Raw genomic sequence first — 22520 nt, 5'->3', positions numbered from 1 at the left:
GCGGCGCGGCGCCCTTAGCCGCAGGCGCGACCGGCAGGGCCGGCGCCGCAACCGGGGCTTCGGGGGCCGCGGCAGGGGCCAGAGTCGGGGCCAGAGTCGGGGCCGGAGTGGGGGCCGGAGTGGGGGCCGGAATCGGGGTCGGGGTTGCGACAGGATCGCCGGGCAAGGCGGGCACGGCGGCAAGCCGGGCGGCGGCCGTGTCGGGCCCGGCCGAGACCGGCTCGATCTGCTTCGGTTCGGTCTGTTTCGCGGCGGCCCGCCCAGCTTCGGCGGCCGCGCGTTCGGTGCGTGTTGCGGATACGGTCTGTACCAGATGGCCCGCGGCCAAGGCCACGGCCAGCACGGCCCCCCCGCGCAACAGGCTGCGTGTCATCGTCATTTTCCGGCCCCCGAATGCGGATTCCCTTGCCCTATCGTCAGCGGGAAAGCAGGCGATCCCGTGGCGATATCGGGGAATGTTTCCGGTTCTGCCCCAGTCAAACGTCCCGAGGCGGCCGAAGCCGCCCCGATCTTGCCACAATCATGGCCTGACCGCCCGGGCCCGGGCAGACGCGCCGCTTAGGCCAGCCGGCCGTGGCAATGCTTGAACTTCTCGCCCGAGCCGCAGGGGCACAGGTCATTGCGCGCGGGGTTGCCCCAGGTCGAGGGATCGGCCTCGTCAAAACCCGCAAGCCGGGTTGCCGGCGCGGTGACGACGGCAGCGCCGGCATCGGCCGGGGCCGGCAGCGCCTCGGCCGGTTCAGCCTGGGCCGGGCGCGGCTGCTGGGCGGCCAGCATCTGCGCCATCATCTGATCCTGCTCTTCCTTGGTCAGCGGCCGGATCCGCGACAGCTGTTCGGTCACCTGAACCCGCAGGCTTTCCAGCATCGTCTCGAACAGCTGGAAGGCCTCGGTCTTGTATTCGTTCAGCGGGTCGCGCTGCGCATAGGACCGGAAGCCGATCACCGAGCGCAAATGTTCCAGCCGCAGCAGATGGTCGCGCCATTTGCTGTCGATGGCTTGCAGCAGGACCTGCTTCTCGATCTGCTCCATGGTCTCGCGGCCGAAAGCGGCGGCCTTTTCGGCCATGTAGGTGTCCGAGTTTTCGATGATCCGCTCGGACAGCGCCGCCTGATCCACGCCTTCCTCGGCCGCCCAGACCTCGATCGGCATGTCCATGTTCAGCTTTTCACGGCCGGCCTGCTTCAGCCCGTCAAGATCCCAGTCGTCGTGATAGGTGCGCGGCGGCATGTATTGCGCGACCAGATCGTCGATCACCTGATGGCGCATGTCGGTCGCGATTTCCGAGATGTCCTCGGCCTGCATGATCTCCATCCGCTGGCCGAAGATCGCCTTGCGCTGGTCGTTCATCACATCGTCGAACCGCAACAGCTGCTTGCGCACGTCGAAGTTGCGGCCTTCGACCTTGGCCTGGGCCTTTTCCAGCGATTTGTTGACCCAGGGGTGAACGATGGCCTCGCCTTCCTTCATCCCCAGCGTCGACAGAACCTTGTCCAGCCGTTCCGAGCCGAAGATCCGCATCAGATCGTCTTCCAGCGACAGGAAGAATTCCGACCGGCCCGGGTCGCCCTGACGGCCCGAACGGCCGCGCAGCTGATTGTCGATCCGGCGGCTTTCATGGCGTTCGGTACCCAGAACGAACAGGCCGCCGGCGGCTTTCACCGCCTCTTCCTCGGCCTTGTGTTCGGATTCGATCCGCGCGCGGATCGCGTCGGGATGGTCGTCGGGATGGGCGGCGATCGCCTCCATCACCTTGAACTCGACATTGCCGCCCAGTTTGATGTCGGTGCCGCGGCCGGCCATGTTGGTGGCGATGGTCACCGCCCCCAGCTTGCCGGCATCGGCCACGATCTTGGCTTCCTGTTCATGCTGGCGCGCGTTCAGCACGCTGTGCGGAATGCCCGCCGCGGTCAGCAGCGTCGACAGGGTTTCCGACTTTTCGATCGAGGTGGTGCCGACCAGGATCGGCTGGCCGCGCTCATGCGCTTCCTTGATCGATTCGATCACGCCGGCGTATTTTTCCTTGGCGGTGCGATAGACCTTGTCGTGTTCGTCCTTGCGCTGGACCGGGCGGTTGGTCGGCACTTCCACGACGCCCAGACCATAGATCTGCATGAACTCCTCGGCCTCGGTCGCGGCCGTGCCGGTCATGCCCGCCAGCTTTTCGTAAAGTCGGAAGTAGTTCTGGAAGGTGACCGAGGCCAGCGTCACGTTCTCGGCCTGGATCTTCACGCCTTCCTTGGCTTCGATCGCCTGATGCAGCCCGTCCGACAGGCGGCGGCCCTTCATCATCCGGCCGGTGAATTCGTCGATCAGCACCACTTCGCCGTCACGCACGATGTAATGCTGATCGCGGAAGAACAGCTTATGCGCGCGCAGGGCCTGGTTGATGTGGTGAACGATGGTGGTCGATTCCGGGTCGAACATGTGCTGGCCCTCGGGCAGCACGCCGGCCCCGCGCAGCAAGACTTCCATCGCATCGTTGCCTTCATCGGTGAAGGTCACGTTGCGGGCCTTTTCGTCCAGCTTGTAATGCTCTTCGGTCAGGCTGGGGACCAGCTTGTCGATCTGGGTATACAGCTCGCTGCGGTCCTGCGCCGGGCCCGAAATGATCAGCGGCGTGCGCGCCTCGTCGATCAGGATCGAGTCGACCTCGTCGACGATCGCAAAGAAATGGCCGCGCTGGGCCATTTCGTCGACGCTGCCCTTCATGTTGTCGCGCAGATAGTCGAAGCCCAATTCGTTGTTGGTCGCATAGGTGATGTCGGCGCGATAGGCCGCGCGCTTTTCGGCATCGCCCTGGAAGGGCACCACGGTGCCACAGGTCATGCCCAGATGGTTGTAGACCTTGCCCATCCAGTCGGCATCGCGGCGGGCCAGATAGTCGTTCACCGTGACGACATGCACGCCCTTGCCGGCCAGGGCGTTCAGATAGGCCGGGAAGGTCGCGACCAGGGTCTTGCCTTCGCCGGTGCGCATCTCGGCGATATTGGCCTGATGCATGAAGATGCCGCCCATCAGCTGCACATCGAAGGCGCGCAGACCCAGCGCCCGTTTCGCCGCCTCGCGGCAATTGGCAAAGGCTTCGGGCAGCACGGCATCCAGGCTTTCGCCGCCCTCCTGCACCCGCTTCTGCAGCTCTCGCGTTTTCGCGATGATCCCTTCGTCGCTGAGCGCGGCGAATTCCGGCTCAAGCGCATTGATCTTCGCCACCAGCGGACGCACCGCCTTGACCTTGCGGTCATTGGCAGAACCAAAGACCTTGCGTGCAAGGGAGTTGAAACCCAGCATGATAACTCCGTGAGGCGGCCTAAACGAGATCGTGTGGCCCTCGGGCTTGCCGGCCTGCATTGCCTTCCATAGAAGGGCCCATAAGGACCGGCGGGCCCCAGATCACGCGACTGTCGCGATGTAAGGGGTAGGGCGGGCATAGTCAACGTCGCGCGGGCAGTTCCAGGCCTTCGGCCAGCCCGCTCAGGAGGGTGTGAAATGCTGAAACAACTGCGTCTTTCGGCTGCGGTGGCGCTTGTGGCCCTCACAGCCGCGCCCGTTTTCGCCGAAGGCGAGACCTCGGATACCGTGGTGGCCACGGTCAATGGCACCGAGATCACCCTGGGCCAGATGATCGCCCTGCGCGAGAACCTGCCCCAGCAATACCTGACCCTGCCCGATGACGTGCTGTTCAAGGGCATCTTGGACCAGCTGGTGCAGCAGGAAGTTCTGGCACAGTCGGTGACCGCGCTGACCAAGCGCGACGAGGCCAATATCACCAATGACAAGCGCGGCTATCTGTCGGGCGTGGTCATCGCCGGCATCACCAAGACCGCGGTGACCGATGAGGCGCTGCAGAAGGCCTATGACGAGCGCTTCAAGGATGCGGCACCGCAGAAGGAATATCACGCCGCCCATATCCTGGTGAAAACCGAGGACGAGGCCAAGGCGCTGAAGGCGCAGCTGGATGGCGGCGCGAATTTCGCCGAACTGGCCAAGGCCAATTCCATCGACACCGGGTCGGGCGCGCAGGGCGGCGATCTGGGCTGGTTCGGTCTGGGCATGATGGTCAAGCCGTTTGAAGACGCCGTGATCAAGGCCGAGATCGGCAAGATCACCGATCCGGTGCAGACCGATTTCGGCTGGCATCTGATCCTGGTCTCGGAAAGCCGCATCGCCTCCAAACCCTCGCTGGACGATCTGCGCGAGGAACTGGCGCAAGAGGTTGAGACCAAGGCGATCGACGATCACCTGAAAAGCCTGACCGAGGCCGCCAAGATCGAGAAGCCCGGCGAAGGCATCGACCCCGCCCTGCTTAAAGACGCCAAGCTGATCGACTGACGGATTGAAAGAGGCAGAACGATGGGCAAGACCGATTGGAAGGCCGAAGCCAAGGCCTTGAAGAAAAAGCTGAAGGCGCTGAAGGACACCGTGGCCGAAAGCGTGGGCCCGGTGGCCGAGGCGGTCGAGAAGAAGGTGTCCGAAGTCGCAGGCGAGGTGATCGCCGCGGCGAAGAAGGCGGCGAAGCCGGTCTCTCCGCTGGCGCCGGCCGCCTTTCCCGAACTGCCGCTGATCGCGGGGGCCGAGTTTTCGGCCATCGCGGCGGGGATCAAATACCAGAACCGCCGCGATGTTATGTTGGTGCGTCTGGCGCCCGGCACGTCCATCGCCGGCGCCTTCACCCGCTCGTCCACCCGGTCGGGCTGCGTGCGCGATTGCGAGACGAAGCTGGCAACCAAGGTCCCGCCCGGCGCCGGCGCGGCGATCATCGTGAATTCCGGCAATTCGAATGCCTTCACCGGCAAGGTCGGTGATCGCAGCGTGGCCGAGATCACCGGCGCCGTCGCCCGTGCGCTGGACATTCCGGCCAGCCGGGTGTTTTCGTCCTCGACCGGAGTGATCGGCGAGCCCTTGCCGCATGACCGGATCACCGCCGTCGTCGACGATCTGGCCGCGGATCTGTCCGAGGCCGGCATCCTGATGGCCGCCGAAGCGATCATGACGACCGACACGTTCCCCAAGGGCGCCGCGGCGACCGTGCAGGGCGAAGGCGGCACCATCCATATCGCCGGCATCGCCAAGGGCTCGGGCATGATCGCGCCCGACATGGCGACGATGCTGGTCTATATCTTCACCGATGCGAAGATTTCGCCGGCGGCGCTGCAACGCATGGTCAGCCGCAATGTCGGCGGCACTTTCAACTCGATCACCGTCGACAGCGACACCTCGACCTCGGACACGCTTCTGGTGGCGGCGACCGGCACCTCGGCCGCGGCCGAGCTGAAGGGCCCGACGGCCAAGGCCTTCGAGACGGCGCTGGCCGGGGTGATGCGCGATCTGGCGCTGCAAGTGGTGCGCGACGGCGAGGGGGCAACGAAACTGGTCGAGGTGCGGGTGACGGGTGCTGCCAGCGACGAGGATGCCGCCAAGGTCGCCTTCGCCATCGCCGATTCGCCGCTGGTGAAGACCGCGGTCGCGGGCGAGGATCCGAACTGGGGCCGCGTGGTCATGGCGGTCGGCAAGTCCGGCGCCGAGGCTGACCGCGACCGGCTGACCATCCGCTTCGGCGATATCCTGGTCGCCGAAAAGGGCTGGAAGGCCGCCTCTTACACCGAAGACGCCGGCGCGACCTACATGAAGCAGTCCGAACTGGTGATCGCCGTCGATCTGGGCCTGGGCCGGGCGAAGCGCACGGTCTGGACCTGCGATCTGACCAAGCGCTACATCGAGATCAACGCCGATTACCGGTCGTGATCCCTGCCCCGGCGCCCGCAGCGCGCGCCGGGGCCTTTTACCTTTCTGCGAAAGCCGCCGATGAAAACCCTGCTCGTCTCTGCCGTGGCCCTGATCGACACCGATGGCCGCGTGCTTCTGGCGCAGCGCCCGCCGGGCAAGTCTTTGGCCGGGCTTTGGGAATTTCCCGGCGGCAAGGTTGAACCGGGCGAGACGCCCGAGGCCTGCCTGATCCGCGAGCTGAAGGAAGAGCTGGGCATCGACACCTGGAAATCCTGCCTGGCGCCGCTGACCTTCGCCAGCCATTCCTACGAGGATTTCCACCTGCTGATGCCGCTGTTCGCCTGCCGTCGCTGGGAGGGAATCGCCGAGGCGCGCGAAGGCCAGACCCTGGCCTGGGTACCGCCGTCAAGGCTGCGTGACTATCCGATGCCCCCGGCAGACCTTCCGCTGATCCCGATCCTGCGCGATTGGCTATGATCTGGGCGAAATAATGGCAGTTTGAGCAATATTTTTGCTTTGTCGTTACAAAATCATTCGCTATCTTTCGCATAGGCTGTGATCCTTGGGGGAGGCAACAGGATGCTGCGGACGATCTCGATCGGTGATTATGTTTCGGTTCAGGGCCTTATGGTGGGCTCGACCACGGATGGCCGCGTGATGGTCAAAGTCGGCGAAAAGGTGTTTACCGGCGTGCCGGTCATGACCGTGCGGGCCGCCTGATCCGCCAGCACACCCTGTGAAGCCATACGAAAAAGGCCGGGCATCTTGCCCGGCCTTTTCCATTCAACCCAGCGGCGGGGATCAGTCCAGCGTCCGCTGGACTTCCTCGCGCTCGAAGATTTCGATCACGTCGCCGGCGCGCAGATCTTCATAGCGCTCGAAGGCCATGCCGCATTCCTGACCGGACTGCACTTCCTTGACCTCGTCCTTGTGGCGCTTCAGCGTCTTCAGCGTGCCTTCGTGGATCACCACGTTGTCGCGCAGCAGACGCACGCCAGCCGAACGGCGCGCAACGCCTTCGGTGACCAGACAGCCCGCCACATTGCCGACGCCGGTGATGCGGAAGACTTCCTTGATCGTCGCATAGCCGATGAAATGCTCGCGCACTTCGGCCTTCAGCAGACCCGAGGCCGCTTGCTTGATGTCGTCGAGCAGGTCGTAGATGATCGAGTAATAGCGGATCTCGACCCCCTTCTGCTGGGCCGACGCACGCGCGGTCGCATTGGCACGGACGTTGAAGCCGATCACCGGCGCGCCCGAAGCCTCGGCCAGGCCCACATCGGAATCGGTGATCGCACCGACGCCGTAATGCAGAACCCGCACGCGGACCTCGGCATTGCCGACCTTTTCCAGCGCCTGCACGATCGCCTCGGCCGAACCCTGCACGTCGGCCTTCACCAGAACCGGCAGTTCCGCCACATCGGCATCGGCCTTGGCCTTGGCCATCAGCTGTTCCAGCGTCGTCGCCGCACCGGCCGCCGCGCGCTTGTCCTTGGCCGCCTTCTCGCGGTACTCGGCAATCTCGCGCGCCTGGGCTTCGGTATCGACCACGTTCAGCACGTCACCCGCTTCGGGCGTGCCGTTCAGGCCCAGCACCTCGACCGGCACCGAAGGACCGGCTTCCGTGACCGTCTCGCCCTTGTCGTTGACCAGAGCGCGGACCTTGCCCCACTTCTCGCCCACGACAAAGATGTCGCCCTTCTTCAGCGTGCCGTTCTGCACCAGAACGGTCGCCACCGGACCCCGGCCGACATCCAGCTTGGCTTCGATCACCGCCCCGGACGCAGCGCGCGACGGGTTGGCCTTCAGCTCCAGCACTTCGGCCTGGATCGCGATCGCGTCCAGCAGATCGTCCAGCCCCTTGCCGGTCAGGGCCGAAACCTCGACATCCTGCACATCGCCCGACATGGCCTCGACGACCACTTCGTGCTGCAGAAGGTCGGTCCGCACCTTGGTCGGATTGGCCGAGGGCTTGTCGCATTTGTTGATCGCAACGATCATCGGAACGCCGGCAGCCTTGGCGTGATTGATCGCCTCGACCGTCTGCGGCATCACCGCGTCATCGGCGGCCACGACCAGCACGACAATATCCGTCACCTGCGCGCCACGGGCCCGCATCGAGGTGAAGGCCGCGTGGCCGGGCGTATCCAGGAAGGTCACCAGCTGGCCCGACGGCGTCATCACCTGATAGGCGCCGATATGCTGGGTGATCCCGCCGGCTTCGCCCGAGACGACATTCGCCTTGCGGATCGCGTCGAGAAGCGAGGTCTTGCCGTGGTCGACGTGACCCATGATCGTCACGACCGGCGGACGGGTGACCAGATCCTCGGCCTTGTCCTCGACCGTGTCGATCGCCTGTTCGACGTCGGCATCGGCAACGCGGACAGCGCGGTGGCCGAATTCCTCGATCACCAGTTCGGCCGTGTCGGCGTCGATGGTCTGGTTCATCGTGACCATCATGCCCATCTTCATCAGCGCCTTGACCACATCGGCCGCGCGTTCGGCCATGCGGTTCGCCAGTTCGCTGACGACAATGGTTTCCGGCAGCTGCACATCGCGCACCTGCTTTTCAGCCTTCTGGCCGAAGCCCATCGCCTTCTGGCGGGCCTTTTCCTGCTTGCGCTTCATCGCGGCCAGGCTGCGCTGACGGCCGCCTTCGCCCGAAAGCGCGTCGGACAGGGTCAGCTTGCCGGCGCGGCGGCCTTCGTCGCCCCGCTTGGCGCCGCGATCGGTGTCGCGGTTCTCGCGTTCGCGATCGGTCTTGCGCGGGGTCGCGCTGGGCCGGTTGCCGTCATCGCCGGTCGGACGCGGACGCGCCTGGCCGGTCGAGCGGTCGGTCGGCGTGGCTTCGGCAGGCGCCGGGCCATTGGCCGAGGCCTGTTGCGGCGCGGGCGGCTGACGGCGCTGGGTGCCCAGAACCTCGGCCTTGCGGGCCGCGGCACGGGCCACAGCTTCCGCCTCGGCTTCGCGCTTCACGCGTTCCTCTTCCTCGGCCTTGGCGCGCAGCGCAGCTTCACGCTGCCGCTCTTCGCGTTCCTTGGCCTCGATCTCTTCGCGGCGACGCTGGCGCTCTTCCTCGCGCTCTTTTTCCTCGGCAGCGCGGCGTGCGGCATCTTCCTGCTCGCGAGCCTTGGCCACGCGCAGGGCATCCAGCCGGCGCTGCATCTCGGCATCGGAAATCCCGGCCGGCCGCCGGGCCGGATCGCCCAGACCGCCGCCCGACGCGCCACCGCCTGCACCACCAGAAACCCCGGGTTTCGCCGGGGTGGGCACGACCACCCGCTTGCGCTTGGTCTCGACGACCACCGCATGGGTGCGGCCATGGGAGAAGCTTTGCTTCACCTGACCGGAACGGGGGGCACCACCCAGCCCGAGGGGTTTCTTGCCGTCAGTATCGCTCATGCGTCCTTCGTATCCTTCCCGGCGGAATTTCCGCCGTCCCGCTGTCCGCTGCTGTCTTCGCTTTCGCGCAGCCCGGCCAGCCTTGCCGCTTCCTCTACAACACGGGTTGCGAGTCCACCAGCCGCAAGCGCGGCGTGTATGGCACGTTCGCGGCCGAAAGCCAAACCGATTTCCCCGGCATTCAGGCAGGAAATCAGTCTGTTTTCACCTTCTGGAGCGCGAAGTTTCGTCTTTCCGCGCTCTGACCCGTCTTCTGCCTGAATCAGCACCGCCGCGCGGCCGGAAACAAGCCAGTCTTTTACCTTCTCGTAGCCGGTCACTGCACCGCCGGCCTTGCGCGCCAGGGCCAGAAGATCGACCACCCGCCGCGCCACCAGCGCCTCGACCATATCGGCCAGGGCCGGATCGGCCTTGACCTGCGCCCGCGCCGCCCGGGCAAACAGGCCCTTGCGCGCGGCCTTCTCGATCGCCGCCCGCTCGGCCGAGACATAGATGCCCCGCCCCGGCAGACGCGCCAGAATATCGGGCACGATCTGCCCGTCCGGCGAAACGACAAAGCGGATCAGCCCCGCCTTGGGGCTGACCGCGCCGGAGACGATGCATTTGCGCTCCGGTTCGTCCCGCAATTTTTCCCGGCCGCCGCGCGTCATGGCGCGTTCCCCGAGGCCTGAGATCAGGCCTCGGCCTCCGCGTCGGCTTCGGCGTCACCCTCGCCCTCATCGGCGGGGGCCATTTCGGTCGGGTCGACCCAGCCCAGCATGACGCGCGCGGTCATGATCAGGTTCTGCGCTTCGTCCAGGCTCATGTCGAACGGTTCGAGAATGCCTTCATCCTTCTTGCGCTGGCCGTTTTCGGTCGTCCAGCCGCCGGCCAGCTCCCAGTCGGCGCAGGTGGCGAAATCTTCCAGCGTCTTGATGCCGTCCTTGCCCAGCGCTTCCAGCATCTGGGGAGTGAGGCCTTCGAATTCAATAAGGCTGTCTTCCACACCCATCGCCCGGGCCGATTCCAGCGCCTTCTTGGCCTGCTCTTCCAGATAGTCGCGGGCACGGGCCTGCAATTCGGCGGCGGTCGATTCGTCGAAGCCGTCGATCGACAGCAATTCGTCCTGATCGACGTAAGCCACTTCTTCCAGATTGGCGAAGCCTTCCGAGACCAGAAGCTGGGCCATCATCTCGTCGACATCCAGCGTGTCCATGAACAGCTTGGTACGTTCGGCGAATTCGGCCTGACGGCGCTGCGATTCTTCGGCCTCGGTCAGGATGTCGATGTCCAGACCCGTCAGCTGGCTGGCCAGACGCACGTTCTGCCCGCGCCGGCCGATCGCCAGCGACAGCTGTTCGTCCGGCACCACGACTTCGATCTTGCCGGCGTCCTCGTCGACAACCACCTTGGAAACCTGCGCCGGTTGCAGCGCGTTGACCAGGAACGTGGCCTGATCCTGATTCCACGGAATGATGTCGATCTTCTCGCCCTGCAACTCGTTCACCACGGCCTGCACGCGCGAGCCGCGCATACCGACGCAGGCGCCGACCGGGTCGATCGAATTGTCATAGGAGATCACGGCGATCTTGGCGCGCGACCCCGGATCGCGGGCCACGGCCTTGATCTCGATGATGCCGTCATAGATTTCCGGCACTTCCATCTTGAACAGTTCGGCCATGAACTGCGGGTCGGTGCGCGACAGGAAGACCTGCGGGCCGCGCACTTCGCGGCGCACATCCTTGATGTAGCAGCGGATGCGGTCGCCGATCCGATAGGCTTCGCGGCCGATCTTTTCATTCCGGCGCAGGATGCCTTCGCCACGGCCGATGTCGACGATGACATTGCCGTATTCCTCGCGCTTGACCACGCCGTTGATGATGCTTCCCTTGCGGTCCTTGAATTCGTCGAACTGGCGGTCGCGCTCGGCCTCGCGCACCTTCTGCAGGATCACCTGCTTGGCCGATTGCGCGGCGATCCGGCCCAGATCCACCGGCGGAACCTCGTCGATCACCTCGTCGCCGATCTGCGGGTCGGCCAGATAGTTCTTGGCCTGTTTCACCGTCAGCTGGGCATGGTGGTTTTCCACCTCGTCATCGCCAACCACCGTGCGGATGCGCGCGAACGAGGCGCGGCCGGTCTTGCGGTCGATCTTCACCCGGATGTCCATCTCGGCGCCGTAGCGCGACTTGGCGGCGCGGGCGAGGCTGTCTTCCATCGCCTGGATCACCAGATCCGGGTCGATCATCTTTTCCCGCGCCACGGCCTCGGCCGTTTGCAGAAGTTCCAGCTGATTGGCTGAGGTGATTGCCATGGGTCTAGCTCCCGCCCGGTTTCCGGTTCAGTGTTTGGTCTCGGGGACGTCTTCTTCGTCATCCCCTTCGGTTTCGTCGATCTCGTCGAAGCCGCCGTCTTCCGGCAGCGCCACCTTCTTCTGCCGCAGCATCTCGGCGATCAGCTCGTCGGTCAGGATCAGCTTCGCATCCGACAGCCAGTCGAAGCGCAGGCCGATGGTCAGGTCCTGGCCGCCTTCCTCGATCTCGATCAGCACTTCCTCGCCCTCGACGCCCATCAGCCCGCCCTTGAAGCGGCGGCGGCCGTCGATCAGTTCCGAGGTCTCGATCCGGGCTTCCCAACCCTTCCAGGTCTCGAAATCCTTCAGGCGCGTCAGCGGCCGGTCGATGCCCGGGCTGGAAACTTCCAGCACGTAATTGTCCTCGATCGGGTCTTCGACATCCAAAACCGCCGAGACGGCGGTGGAAATCGCCCCGCAATCTTCCACGCCGATGCCGCCTTCGGGGCGGTCGGCCATGATCTGCAGGGTCTTCTGCACCTTGCCATGCCCGCCCATCAGCCGCAGGCGGATCAGTTCGAAGCCCAGGCCCTCGATCACCGGGCCGACAATGTCGGCCAGGCGGCGGTCAATGGCAGTCTTGGCGATAAGGTCGTTCATGCGATCCCGGAAAACAAAAAGGCGGACCCAGCGGCCCGCCCGTGACTTTCGGTAGCTTCGAGTTTGGACCCCGAAACCGCTGTTGAATGCGGATATACGCGCGCAGGGCCGAGTCTGCAAGGCACAACAGCAGCGCGCGCCACAAGTGTTGAAAGCAGCCGCCGAAAGCCGGCCCGGCGCGCCGGGCCGACCGGGCGCCCTTGTCCTAAAGCTTGCGGAACACCATCACCAGCCCGCGGTCGTCCTTGTGGGGGTGTTCGGCATCTTCGTAGATCGGGATATCGCGCCAGGCGACCGGGGTGATGCGGCCGCGCGCCACCAGCCGCGCCAGGGCCGAGCCGAAGCCGGCGCCGTCCAGGACCGGGCCGATCGTGCCGCAGGCAAAGATCGCGCCGGGCCGGGTGATGCGCAGCAATTCGTCAAAGCATTCGGGGCCGACATGGCCATGGGTGAAGGTGCCGCAGCTGATGATCGCGTCATAGCTGGCATCGGCGATCGGCAGCTGGCCGGTCAGATCGCCCAGCGTCAGGGCGCGGTACAAACCCTTGGACCGGGCCACGTCAAGCATCTCGGGCGTGATGTCCAGCGCATCGACCACCAGCCCGCGCAGGCTTTCGGCCACCAGGCCCGTGCCCGCGCCGATATCCAGAATCTCTGCCGCGGCGCCCGCATTGCTCAGCGCCAGTTCGCCGCGCAGGATCGTGGCGATTTCGCGCGGCGCGACATAGCCCCAGGCGCGGCCGAAACTGTCATCGTAATCGCGCGCCCAGTCGCCATACATGCGACGCGCCTCATCCGGGCCGTGGATTTCATAGGCCTGGTCCAGATCATATCCGTCAAGCGACATGGCAAGCTCCTCCTGCACTGGTGCTGGGCTGCCGCATATGCGCATGGCGAAATCACAAAGACATGACGCGCGGGGCGGCAGAAACTTGCCCATCACCTTAACGTCCAGGCACCGGATCGGGCGGAGATTGTCGTTAAAATGTTGAACAGTTTCGCGTTTCTTGCGACTCTGCGCGAAGCGGGCCGCGGATGCGCCACAGATATGCCATTGTCGCGCGAAGCAGGGCCCCTTAGCAGCAATGCGTAGACAGTGCCCTTCGCCGAAGCATGGCGATGGCAATGGTTGAAGTAGGAGTTTTCGGTGCGGATCGGGGCGATGAAACGGCAAGGCGGCGCAGGACGGACCAGGGCCCTGCAGGGCGGCGCAAGCAGGCTGCGCCCGGCGCTGGCCGCGGCGCTGATGATCTCGGCGCTGGTTCTTCCGACCCAACCGCTGCAGGCGCTTGACCGCTTCGACTTCACCGTCAAGGGCGAGGACAAGGCCCTGACCAAGGCCCTGCGCGCCAATTCGCTGCTGCTGGCCCAGCGCGACGAACGCCTGACCGACCCGCAGGATCTGTTCGCCGCCGCGCGGGCCGATTACGCCCGCCTGCTGGGCGCGCTTTATGCCGAGGGCTATTACAGCGCGGTGATCCACATCACTTTCGATGGCCGCGAGGTCGCCGACATCGCGCCGCTGAACGCGCCGAACACGGTTGGGGTGGCGGCGATCAGCATCGACCCGGGCCCGCGCTTTGCCTTTTCCAAGGCGCAGATCGCGCCGCTGGCCCATGGCACCGAACTTCCCGAAGGCTTTCGCGCCGGCCAGACCGCCAAGGCGGGGCTGGTCGAGGCAGCGGTCGATGCCGCGGTGCTGGGCTGGCGCGAAGAGGGCCATGCCAAGGCGCAGGTGGCGCGCGACGATCTGATCGCCAATCACCGCGATGCGACGCTTGCCGCCGATATCGTCATGGCGCCGGGTCCCGAACTGGCCTTCGGCCCGGTCACCGTGAAAGGGGCCGAGCGGATGGAGCTGGCCCGCATCATCAAGATCGCCGGGCTGAAACCGGGCGAACGCTTCAGCCAGACCGAACTGGACCGCGCCGCCACCCGCCTGCGCCGCACCGGGGTTTTCGCCAGTGTGGTGCTGGCCGAAGGCGAAGTGCTGCAAAATGGCGGCCTGCTGCCGATCGAGATCACCGTGACCGAGCAGAAGCGCCGCCGCTATTCCGCCGGCGCCGAGATCGCCACCGATGACGGCGTCTCGCTGACGGCCGAATGGATCCATCGCAACCTGTTCGGCGGCGGCGAGCGGCTGACGCTGAAAGGTGCCGTCACCAATATCGGCGCGGCAACCAGCGGCACCGATTACGCCATCGGCGTCAAGCTGGACCGTCCGGCGACGCCTTCGGCCGACACGACCGCCAGCCTGGCCTTCGATCTGTCGCATGAGGATGCGGTCGATTACAGTTCGGACACGGCCGAATTCGGCCTGTCCTTCATCCATTACTATTCCGAAAGCCTGACGCTAAAGGCCGGGATCAGCTACAAATACACCCAGGGCAGCGATCCGGGCGGCGATTTCCGCTATCGCAACTTCTCGCTGCCGCTGGGCGCCACCTGGGACCGGCGCGACAGCACCACCGATCCGAAGGGCGGCTTCTATATCGACGCCACTGCCAAGCCCTTCCTGGGCCTTGGCACCACCGGATCGGGCGCGAAACTGACCTTCGACACCCGCGGCTATCGCAGTTTCGGCGCCGAAAAGGGCGTGACGCTGGCCGCCCGCATCCAGGGCGGCGCGATCCTGGGCAGCACGCTTCTGGACACGCCGCGCGACGATCTGTTCTTCTCGGGCGGCGGCGGCACCGTGCGCGGCCAGCCCTACCAATCGCTGGGCGTTCCGATCGCCCGCAACGGCAGTTCCGATTACCTGATCGGCGGCACCTACATGCTGGCGGCCTCGGTCGAGGTGCGCAGCCGGATCACCTCAAGCATCGGGGTCGTGGGCTTCTTCGACATCGGCCGAGTCGATGTGGACGGCTTCTTCTCGGATGACGGCGACTGGCATTCCGGCGCCGGCCTGGGGTTGCGCTATGAAACCGGCTTCGGCCCGATCCGGCTGGATGTCGCCACACCCGTGGGCGGCAATACCGGCGACGGGGTTCAGCTTTACATCGGCCTGGGGCAGTCCTTCTGATGCGACACCTTCCGATCCTTCTTCTGACCGCCAGCCTTGGCACCGCCGCCCTGCCGCAGCAGCTGCAGGCCCAGGAAGACGACCGCAGCTATCTGACCGCCTTTCTGGAGGACAATCTGTCAGGCGCCGGGCGCAAGGTCACCATCACCGGCTTTCAGGGCGCCCTGTCGTCGCGCGCGACGATCGACCGGCTTGAAATCGCCGATGACAGCGGCACCTGGATCACCCTGGACAAAGTGGTGCTGGACTGGAGCCGGTCTTCGCTGCTGCGCGGCGAAGTGCTGGTCAACCAGCTCAGTGCCGAGACGATCACGCTTGACCGCATGCCCGTCAGCGCGCCCGAGGCGCCCAGTCCCGAAGCCACGCCCTTTGCCCTGCCCGACCTGCCGGTTTCGGTCGAGATCGACCAGATCTCGGCCAAGCGCATCGTCCTGGGCGCCCCGGTTCTGGGCGAGCCGGTCGAGGCCAGCCTGTCGGCCGCCCTGTCGCTGGCCAATGGCAATGGCAATGCCAGGCTGGAATTGCAGCGCAATGACAGTGGCCCCTCGGGTCAGGTGAAACTGGCCGCCACCTATTCCAACACCAACCGGGCGCTGGATCTGGATCTGGACGCGCGCGAAGACGCGGGCGGCATCGCCGCGCGGCTGCTGGGCCTGCCCGGCCAGCCGGAAGCGGCGCTGACGGTCAAGGGCAAGGGCACGCTCAGCGATTTCGCGGCCGAGATCCGGCTGGAAACCGACGGCACGCCCCGCCTTGCCGGCCCCGTCACCATCGCCACCGATGCCAAGGGGCTGCACAGCTTCTCGGCCCGGCTGCAAGGCGATCCGGCGCCGCTGTTCCTGCCGCAATATGCCGAATTCCTGGGCCGGTCGCTGAAATTCGATCTGGCGGGACGGCTTTGGCCCGAGGGCAATCTGCGGCTGGACCAGCTGTCGCTGGCCTCGGACCGGCTGAACCTGTCGGGAACGCTGGGCCTGGCCACCGACGGGCTGCCCAGCGATTTCGACCTGAAGGCGCAGATCGCCAGCCCCGACGGATCGGCGGTGCTGCTGCCGCTGACCGGGCCGGAAACCCGGGTCAACCGGGCCGATCTGACGCTGGCCTTCGATGCGACGCAAGGCGATGGCTGGACCGGAAGCCTGGTGATCGAGGGGCTGGACCGCCCCGATTTCGACGCCTCGCGGGCCGAGCTTTCGGGGTCGGGGCGGATCGGTCGCGAAGCGGGCAAGGCCAGCCTGGGCGCAACGCTCAGCTACACGGCCGAGGGGTTGTCGCCCACCGATACCGCCCTGGCCTCGGCCCTGGGCAGCATCGTGATGGGGCGCACCATCCTGTATTGGCGCGAAGGCGAAGACGGGCTGAACCTGCCGCTGATCACGCTTGCCGGCGATGGCTACGGGCTGACCGGCGGGCTGCGGATCGAAGGGCTGGACACCGCGATGAAAGCGGTCGGGCATGGCGAATTGACCGCCGACGATCTGGGCCGCTTCTCGGCCCTGGCCGGGCGGCCCCTGGGCGGCAAGGCGGTGCTGCGGGCCGAGGGCGAAGGCAGCGTGCTGAGCGGCGCCTTCGATCTGGACCTGTCGCTGCAGGCCGAGCGTCTGTTGACCGGCATCGCCCAGGCCGACCGGCTGCTGGCCGGGTCCTCGCAGATCGACGCCTCGGTCCTGCGCGATGAAACCGGGCTGACCCTGCGCAGCCTTACGGCCAAGGCCGCCAGCCTGGTCTTCACCGGCACGGGCAAGCTGACCTCGGGCGACAGCCTGGTCGAGGGGCGGCTGCAATGGGCCGATCTGGGCGATCTGGGCGGCAGCTTCGGCGGGGGCCTGGATGTCGAGGCGCGGTTCTCGGGCAATGCGCAGAACGGCACCGGCGCGCTGCAGGGCAAGGGCCAGAACCTGCGCACCGGCCAGGCCGAGCTGGACCGGCTGCTGGCCGGCACCGCCGATCTGGCGCTGTCGGGCCTGCTGCGCGACGGCGCAGCGCAGCTGACCGGGTTGAAGCTGGCCACACCGCAGCTGACCGCGGATGTCACCGATGCCGGCGGCGGGTCGCTGGATGTGAAGGCGCGGCTGGCCAATCTGGCGCTGATCGCGCCGGAATTCCCCGGCCCGGTCACCCTGTCGGGCCGCGTCCGCCCCGAAGGCGAAACGCTGGTCTCGGATCTGCGCATCGCCGGGCCCGCCGGGATCGACGCCCGCCTGACCGGCCGGGTCGACGCGCGCGCGCCCGATCTGACCGTGACCGGCACCGGCCAGGCCGGCATCGTCAACAGCTTTACCGAGGCCCTGCATCTGGCCGGCACGCTGGGCTACGATCTGGCGCTGCGCGGCGGATGGGCGCTGCAGAACCTGTCGGGCCGCGTCACCCTGTCGGGCGGCAGCATCGCGGTTCCGGCCCGCAGCCTGGCGCTGGAACGGGTGGCGGCCTCGGCCGATCTGGCCGGCGGCTCGGCCCGCATCTCGGCCACGGCCGAGGCGCAACGCGGCGGGCGGCTGCGCCTGGGCGGCACGCTGGGCCTGACCGCGCCCTACCCGGCCGATCTGGACATTGCCGCCGATGCGGTGGCGCTGCGCGACCCCGAGCTTTACGAAACCACCCTGGGCGCCAATCTGCGCCTGACCGGCCCGCTTCTGGGCCGTGCCGCCCTGTCGGGCGATGTGGTTCTGGGCGAGACGGAACTGCGCATCCCCTCGACCGGCTTTTCCACCGCCGCCGATCTGGAGGCGATCGACCATGTCGGCGACACGGCCGCGGTGCGCGCCACCCGCGACCGCGCCGGTCTGGGCGAGGGCGAAGACAGCGCGGCCGGCGGTTCGGGCGGGCTGGACTGGGGGCTTGATGTCGAAATCAGGGCGCCGAACCGCATCTTCCTGCGCGGCCGCGGGCTGGATGCCGAACTGGGCGGCACGATCCGGCTGGGCGGCACGCTGGCCAATGTCGTGCCCTCGGGCGGGCTTGACCTAATCCGCGGCCGGCTGGATCTTCTGGGCAAGCGGCTGGTCCTGTCGGATGCCTCGATGGTGCTGCAGGGCAGTATGGTGCCCTATGTCACCGTCTCGGCCTCGGCCACGGGCGATGACGTGACCAGCTATGTGGTGGTCCAGGGCCCCGCGGATGCGCCGGAGGTGAATTTCAGCTCGGTGCCGGAACTGCCGCAGGAAGAGGTGCTGTCGCATCTGCTGTTCGACCGCGGGCTTGACCAGATCTCGGCCTTCCAGGCGGCGCAGCTGGCCAATGCCGTGGCCACGCTGGCCGGCAAGGGCGGCGAGGGGATCGTGGGCAAGCTGCGCAAGGGCTTTGGCTTCGACGATCTGGACGTGTCGACGGATGCGAATGGCTCGACGGCGGTGAAGGCCGGCAAATACCTGTCGGACAACCTGTATTCCGAATTCAGCCTGGGCCAGGACGGCAATACGCGCATCAACCTGAACCTGGATGTGCGCAAGGGGCTGACGGTCAAGGGCCGGGTCGATTCCGACGGGTCCAGCGGGATCGGCGTCTATCTGGAAAAGGATTACTGACGCCCGTCAGTCAGTCATAGGCGATGGCGAAGCTCAGGTCCGGGTCGGAATGCGCATCCCAATAGCCCTTCCACAGCGCCTGGCTGATCGGGCCGACCTGCCCGTCACCCACCGGTTGCCCATCCAGCGTGGTGATCGGCATCACCCCGCCCGCGGTGGTGACGAACAGGATCTCGTCGGCGTCATAGGCCATCTGCACCGGGATATCGTCGATCACCCAGGGCAGGCCCAGCCCATCGGCCACCTCAAGCACCGATTTGCGGGTGACGCCTTCCAGAACGCCGCGCCGTGGCGTGTAGAGCCGGCCGTCCCTGACCAGCACGACATTGAAACCCGACCCCTCGGTCAGGTTCGCATCGCCGTCGGTCAGGATCGGATACATCGCGCCGCGGTCGCGCGCCTCGAAGATCGCGCGGGTGAAATCGCCCCATTGCAGGTTCTTCACCGTCGGGTCCATCGCCCCCGGCGGGATGCGGCGCACCGTGCGGGCGATGATCGCCGAGCCGCCGGTCTTCTGCACCTCTTCGCCCATGACCCAAAGATAGGGCGTGACCATCAGATAGCAGAAATTCTGGCAGTCCTCGGGCGCGTATTGGCGCACATAGCGCAGGCCGCGCGTCACGATCATCATCACATAGGCGTCGCGGATGCCGCTTTTCGCCGCCATCTCGACCAGCCGGTCGCGGATCTCGTGCCGCGGAATCGGGCTTTGCAGCCGCAGCTTCTTCAGGCTGGCCTCGAACCGGTCCAGATGGTCGTCCAGCCGGAAGAACCGGCCATTCCAGATCGCCGGCACGTCATAGGTCAGGTCGGAATGCAGGAAGCCCTGATCCAGAAGCGGGATCTTCGCCTCGGCCACCGGCACGTAATCGCCGCCGACCCAGGCGATGCCGCGGGCGAAGGGGTTCGGGCTTTGCTCCAGCGCGGCCAGGCGCTGGCGATAGGCGGCAAAGATGTGATCTGTATAGGACATCGGGCTTCCCTGCGGCTGCGGTCAGGCCGGCACGATGCCGGCGGCGGCGATCTCGGCGAAGGCCTTGTCGGCGCCCTCGACCGCGCGGTCGATATCGTCGGGCATATGGGCCGCGCAGAGGAACATGTTGTGCTTCGGGTGCAGGAACACCCCCTGGCGCAACGCCGCCAGGCAAAGCGCATTGCCGATGCGCAGATCCTGGTCGCCATCGACCAGCACCATCGGCATCTGCACCGGGCCGGTCTGGCGCAGCCGGTAGCCATGCCGGGCCGCGGCCTCGTCCAGGCCCTTGCGCAGGCGGTTGCCCATGGCTTCGATATGGGCCAGCGCATCGGTTTCGCGCAGGATGCGGATCGTGGCGGCACCGGCCGCCATCGCCGCGGCGCCATACCAGAAGGATCCGGTGGTGAAGATCTTCGCCGCCCCCTCGCGCGCCCGGTCGGCCCCGGCGACCGCCGCCAGCGGCCAGCCATTGGCGATGGCCTTGGAATAGGCGGCAAGGTCGGGCTTCACGCCCAGGGGCGCCCAGCTGCCGCGCAAATCGAGCCGGAAGCCGGCCCGCACATCGTCGCAGATCAGCAAGGCGCCGGTCCGGTCGCACAGGGCGCGGGCCGACTGCAGGAAGGCCTGGCTGGGCAGTTCCTGATCGCGCCCCACATCGTGGCGGAAGGCGGTCAGGATGATCGCGGCCAGATCGTCGCCGGCCTGGGCCACGGCGGCCTCAAGGCTGGCGCTGTCGCCCCAGTCGAATGCGATCAGATGGGCCCGGTCCTCGGCGGTGACGCCCACGACCGAGGGCGAACACCAGGGCACCGCGCCGTGATAGGCGCCCTTTGCCATCACCACCTTGCGCTTGCCAGTGGCGGCGCGGGCGATGGTGACGCAGACCGTCGTGGCATCGGTGCCGTTCTTCTGGAACAGGCACCAGTCGGCATGGTCGACCGTCGCGGTCATCAGCTCGGCCAGTTCGACCAGCGCCTCGGTCGGGCCATTGCCGGAATCGACCGCCTGCAACTGCGCCAGCGCCGCCGCATCGACCTGCTGATGATGGTAGCCCAGCAGGTTCGGCCCCCAGGCACACATGAAGTCGATATAGTCATTGCCATCGGCATCCCAGACCCGGCAGCCGTCCGAGCGCGAGAAGAATTGCGGATAGCCGGGCGCGATGGCCCGGGTGGCCATATGGCCCCACATGCCATTGGGGATGACCTGCTGCGCCCGGGCTTGCAGGGCGAGGTCGCGGGAATTGCCGAGAAGGGCTGTCATGGGTGTCTCTCTGACGGGCATGGGAAAGGGAGCGCCCGGAAGGCGCCCCCCGCAGGATCAGTTGCTGATTTCGGCCAGCGGCAGGTTGCAGCAGGCGCTGTAGCGCACGCCCTTCACATGCGGGCCATAGGCCAGGATCAGGTCGGGGCTGACCATCGGAATGATGATGCGGTTCTTGATCATCTCTTCCGCGGCTTCGAACCACAGCTTCTCGGCCTCGTCCGGGGTCGCGGCCGCAAGCGCCGCCGCCTTCAGCTCACCCGCCCGCGGGTTGATCAGCGTCGGGTCCTTGTCGCCCCCGGCGCGCTTGGCCCAGACCGAGCCGTCCTGCATGCCGAACACGTCCAGATATTGCGAACTGCCGAAGAAATCGGGGGCGAAGAACACCGCAGTCAGCGGGATATGGTCGCCATTCGCGATTTCACGCCAGTTGGCGAAGGGCACCGGCTGCAGGTCCAGCGCGATGCCGACCTTGGCCAGATCCTGCTGGATCTTCTGCATCATCAGGTTGAAATCCACCCCATAGACGTTCAGGTCGGGATAGATGGTCTGCAGGGTGAAACCCGCCTCAAGCCCCGCCGCCGCCAGAATCTCTTTCGCCTTGTCGGGATTGTATTCGGGCACCTGATGGCCATCGCCACCGGGGAAGCCCAGCGGGATCGGTGCCGCCAGCGCGCGCCCGTCGCCGCCCAGGGTGAAGTCGATCAGCGCGGTGCGATCGATCGCGATCGAAATCGCCTCGCGCACGTCGGGCGTCATGTCGATGGGCGTGGCCTTCGCCCCCGGCGACAGCGCGATGTAGATGAAGTTGTAGGAGGGCACCCGTTCCACCACCGCATCCGAGCCTTCCAGCGATTTGGCGGTTTCGGGGTCGATCTGCATGGCGATGTCGACTTCGCCCGATTGCAGCATCTGCGCCTGCGCGACCGCATCCTTCACCTGGCGGAAGATCACCTCGGGCACCGCGGGCTTGGCGCGCCAGTAGTTTTCGTTCCGCTTCAGCCGCAATTCGGCGTTCGGCTCGTAATTGGCCAGCACGAAGGGGCCGCTGCCGACAGAATGCGACAGGAACCAGGTCTCGGACGTGTCCTTCTCGGCCGCCGTCTCATCGGCAAGGGCACCGTTTTCGGCCGCCACATCGCTGTTGATCACGCCCAGAAAGCCCGCGGCGACCTGGTTCAGGAATTCCGAATTGGCCGCGGTCAGGGTGATCACCACGGTCTGCGCATCGGGCGTGTCGATATGGCTGATCGGGTCGGCGATGAAGGCCGCATTGCCCTTGATGTTCTTCAGCCGCTCGAAGGACCATTTCACATCCTTCGCCTCGACCGGCGAGCCGTCCGAGAATTTCGCCGCCGGGTCCAGGGTGAAGGTGAAGACCGTCTGTTCGGGGTTGACCGTCCAGCTGGCGGCCAGCAGCGGCTGCAGCTTGTTGTCCTTGTCCAGCGTGACCAGCTGTTCATAGACCGAGGTGGCATAGATCTGGCAGGTGTCGCACCAGACCCGCGCCGGGTCGAGCGCGTTGATGTCAAGGTCGCGGGCGATGACCAGCGCCTTCTCCTCGGCCTTTGCCGGCGGCGCGATCATGCCGAACGCGGCCGCAGCGACCGCAAGCGACAGAATGCCGGCCCTTGGAACCAAACCTTTGAATAGCATGTGACCTTCTCCTGT

General features: G+C 66.3%; 15 protein-coding genes and 2 pseudogenes. 6 read left to right on the top strand and 11 right to left on the bottom strand.

Annotated features, from left to right (window positions below; genetic code table 11):
* Positions 1 to 379 (bottom strand): hypothetical protein (locus K1Y73_RS13015; protein ID WP_225028734.1); only part of this gene is annotated, 379 nt, incomplete at its 3' end.
* Between the two features lie 179 nt (positions 380 to 558).
* On the bottom strand, positions 559 to 3291 hold the full coding sequence (gene secA, locus K1Y73_RS13010) for a preprotein translocase subunit SecA (RefSeq protein ID WP_225028733.1): 2733 nt from the start codon (positions 3289 to 3291) through the stop codon (positions 559 to 561).
* Between the two features lie 198 nt (positions 3292 to 3489).
* Between secA and K1Y73_RS13005 the strand changes: the two genes are divergently transcribed.
* The 4 genes from K1Y73_RS13005 (at position 3490) to K1Y73_RS12990 (ending at position 6447) form a co-directional block, all read left to right on the top strand.
* Entirely contained in the window at positions 3490 to 4332 is an 843-nt protein-coding gene (locus K1Y73_RS13005; RefSeq protein WP_225028732.1) for a peptidylprolyl isomerase, read from the top strand.
* A 21-nt stretch (positions 4333 to 4353) separates the two neighbouring features.
* Positions 4354 to 5745 (top strand): bifunctional glutamate N-acetyltransferase/amino-acid acetyltransferase ArgJ, encoded by a 1392-nt coding sequence (gene argJ / locus K1Y73_RS13000; protein ID WP_225028731.1) that lies wholly within the window; start codon positions 4354 to 4356, stop codon positions 5743 to 5745.
* A gap of 60 nt (positions 5746 to 5805) precedes the next feature.
* Positions 5806 to 6204 (top strand): (deoxy)nucleoside triphosphate pyrophosphohydrolase, encoded by a 399-nt coding sequence (locus tag K1Y73_RS12995; RefSeq protein ID WP_225028730.1) that lies wholly within the window; start codon positions 5806 to 5808, stop codon positions 6202 to 6204.
* Between the two features lie 102 nt (positions 6205 to 6306).
* Positions 6307 to 6447, top strand: a complete 141-nt coding sequence (locus tag K1Y73_RS12990; RefSeq protein ID WP_225028729.1) for a hypothetical protein — start codon at positions 6307 to 6309, stop codon at positions 6445 to 6447.
* Between the two features lie 81 nt (positions 6448 to 6528).
* Here the strand turns inward: K1Y73_RS12990 and infB are convergent.
* The 6 genes and pseudogenes from infB to K1Y73_RS12965 form a co-directional block, all read right to left on the bottom strand.
* Positions 6529 to 8487, bottom strand: a pseudogene (gene infB / locus K1Y73_RS12985) (translation initiation factor IF-2); the annotation flags it as partial.
* An 84-nt stretch (positions 8488 to 8571) separates the two neighbouring features.
* Positions 8572 to 9129, bottom strand: a pseudogene (locus tag K1Y73_RS22165) (translation initiation factor IF-2 associated domain-containing protein); the annotation flags it as partial.
* The gene (locus tag K1Y73_RS12980) at positions 9126 to 9779 is read right to left on the bottom strand and encodes an RNA-binding protein (RefSeq protein ID WP_225028727.1); all 654 of its coding nucleotides are present in this window, start codon (positions 9777 to 9779) and stop codon (positions 9126 to 9128) included. The pseudogene K1Y73_RS22165 and the gene K1Y73_RS12980, both read right to left, overlap by 4 nt.
* A gap of 23 nt (positions 9780 to 9802) precedes the next feature.
* Positions 9803 to 11422 carry a transcription termination factor NusA gene (gene nusA, locus K1Y73_RS12975; protein ID WP_225028726.1) on the bottom strand — a complete coding sequence of 540 codons (1620 nt, stop codon included), beginning with the start codon at positions 11420 to 11422 and terminating at the stop codon, positions 9803 to 9805.
* A 27-nt stretch (positions 11423 to 11449) separates the two neighbouring features.
* Positions 11450 to 12061: a ribosome maturation factor RimP gene (rimP, locus tag K1Y73_RS12970; RefSeq protein WP_225028725.1), complete on the bottom strand. Its 612-nt coding sequence runs from the start codon at positions 12059 to 12061 to the stop codon at positions 11450 to 11452.
* 205 nt (positions 12062 to 12266) lie between these two features.
* Positions 12267 to 12908: a class I SAM-dependent DNA methyltransferase gene (locus K1Y73_RS12965; RefSeq protein ID WP_225028724.1), complete on the bottom strand. Its 642-nt coding sequence runs from the start codon at positions 12906 to 12908 to the stop codon at positions 12267 to 12269.
* 315 nt (positions 12909 to 13223) lie between these two features.
* On the opposite strand from K1Y73_RS12965, the gene K1Y73_RS12960 reads away from it, so the two are divergent.
* Complete coding sequence (locus K1Y73_RS12960; protein ID WP_225028723.1) at positions 13224 to 15086, top strand: autotransporter assembly complex protein TamA; 1863 nt, start codon at positions 13224 to 13226, stop codon at positions 15084 to 15086.
* Entirely contained in the window at positions 15086 to 18610 is a 3525-nt protein-coding gene (locus K1Y73_RS12955) for a translocation/assembly module TamB domain-containing protein (protein WP_225028722.1), read from the top strand. Before K1Y73_RS12960 ends, K1Y73_RS12955 begins: the two co-directional genes overlap by 1 nt.
* 10 nt (positions 18611 to 18620) lie before the next feature.
* Here the strand turns inward: K1Y73_RS12955 and K1Y73_RS12950 are convergent, their stop codons facing one another.
* The 3 genes from K1Y73_RS12950 to K1Y73_RS12940 are packed head-to-tail and all read right to left on the bottom strand — an operon-like array spanning position 18621 to position 22505.
* Entirely contained in the window at positions 18621 to 19583 is a 963-nt protein-coding gene (locus tag K1Y73_RS12950) for an aminotransferase class IV (RefSeq protein ID WP_225028721.1), read from the bottom strand.
* Between the two features lie 21 nt (positions 19584 to 19604).
* Positions 19605 to 20849, bottom strand: a complete 1245-nt coding sequence (locus tag K1Y73_RS12945; RefSeq protein WP_225028720.1) for an aminotransferase class III-fold pyridoxal phosphate-dependent enzyme — start codon at positions 20847 to 20849, stop codon at positions 19605 to 19607.
* A gap of 57 nt (positions 20850 to 20906) precedes the next feature.
* On the bottom strand, positions 20907 to 22505 hold the full coding sequence (locus K1Y73_RS12940; RefSeq protein ID WP_225028719.1) for an ABC transporter substrate-binding protein: 1599 nt from the start codon (positions 22503 to 22505) through the stop codon (positions 20907 to 20909).
* Between the last annotated feature and the right edge of the window lie 15 nt (positions 22506 to 22520).

Source organism: Xinfangfangia pollutisoli (genome assembly GCF_020179405.1).
In the GTDB taxonomy this organism is placed as follows: Bacteria; Pseudomonadota; Alphaproteobacteria; order Rhodobacterales; family Rhodobacteraceae; genus Pseudogemmobacter; species Pseudogemmobacter pollutisoli.
Note: the sequence above shows the minus strand (reverse complement) of the source record. Positions and strands in the feature narration are given on the sequence as shown.

Bases quoted from the DNA above. Each gene is read 5' to 3' on its own strand.
- secA (WP_225028733.1), bottom strand. From the start codon at position 3,291: ATGCTGGGTTTCAACTCCCTTGCACGCAAGGTCTTTGGTTCTGCCAAT.
- K1Y73_RS13005 (WP_225028732.1), top strand. From the start codon at position 3,490: ATGCTGAAACAACTGCGTCTTTCGGCTGCGGTGGCGCTTGTGGCCCTC.
- argJ (WP_225028731.1), top strand. From the start codon at position 4,354: ATGGGCAAGACCGATTGGAAGGCCGAAGCCAAGGCCTTGAAGAAAAAG.
- K1Y73_RS12995 (WP_225028730.1), top strand. From the start codon at position 5,806: ATGAAAACCCTGCTCGTCTCTGCCGTGGCCCTGATCGACACCGATGGC.
- K1Y73_RS12990 (WP_225028729.1), top strand. From the start codon at position 6,307: ATGCTGCGGACGATCTCGATCGGTGATTATGTTTCGGTTCAGGGCCTT.
- K1Y73_RS12980 (WP_225028727.1), bottom strand. From the start codon at position 9,779: ATGACGCGCGGCGGCCGGGAAAAATTGCGGGACGAACCGGAGCGCAAA.
- nusA (WP_225028726.1), bottom strand. From the start codon at position 11,422: ATGGCAATCACCTCAGCCAATCAGCTGGAACTTCTGCAAACGGCCGAG.
- rimP (WP_225028725.1), bottom strand. From the start codon at position 12,061: ATGAACGACCTTATCGCCAAGACTGCCATTGACCGCCGCCTGGCCGAC.
- K1Y73_RS12965 (WP_225028724.1), bottom strand. From the start codon at position 12,908: ATGTCGCTTGACGGATATGATCTGGACCAGGCCTATGAAATCCACGGC.
- K1Y73_RS12960 (WP_225028723.1), top strand. From the start codon at position 13,224: ATGAAACGGCAAGGCGGCGCAGGACGGACCAGGGCCCTGCAGGGCGGC.
- K1Y73_RS12955 (WP_225028722.1), top strand. From the start codon at position 15,086: ATGCGACACCTTCCGATCCTTCTTCTGACCGCCAGCCTTGGCACCGCC.
- K1Y73_RS12950 (WP_225028721.1), bottom strand. From the start codon at position 19,583: ATGTCCTATACAGATCACATCTTTGCCGCCTATCGCCAGCGCCTGGCC.
- K1Y73_RS12945 (WP_225028720.1), bottom strand. From the start codon at position 20,849: ATGACAGCCCTTCTCGGCAATTCCCGCGACCTCGCCCTGCAAGCCCGG.
- K1Y73_RS12940 (WP_225028719.1), bottom strand. From the start codon at position 22,505: ATGCTATTCAAAGGTTTGGTTCCAAGGGCCGGCATTCTGTCGCTTGCG.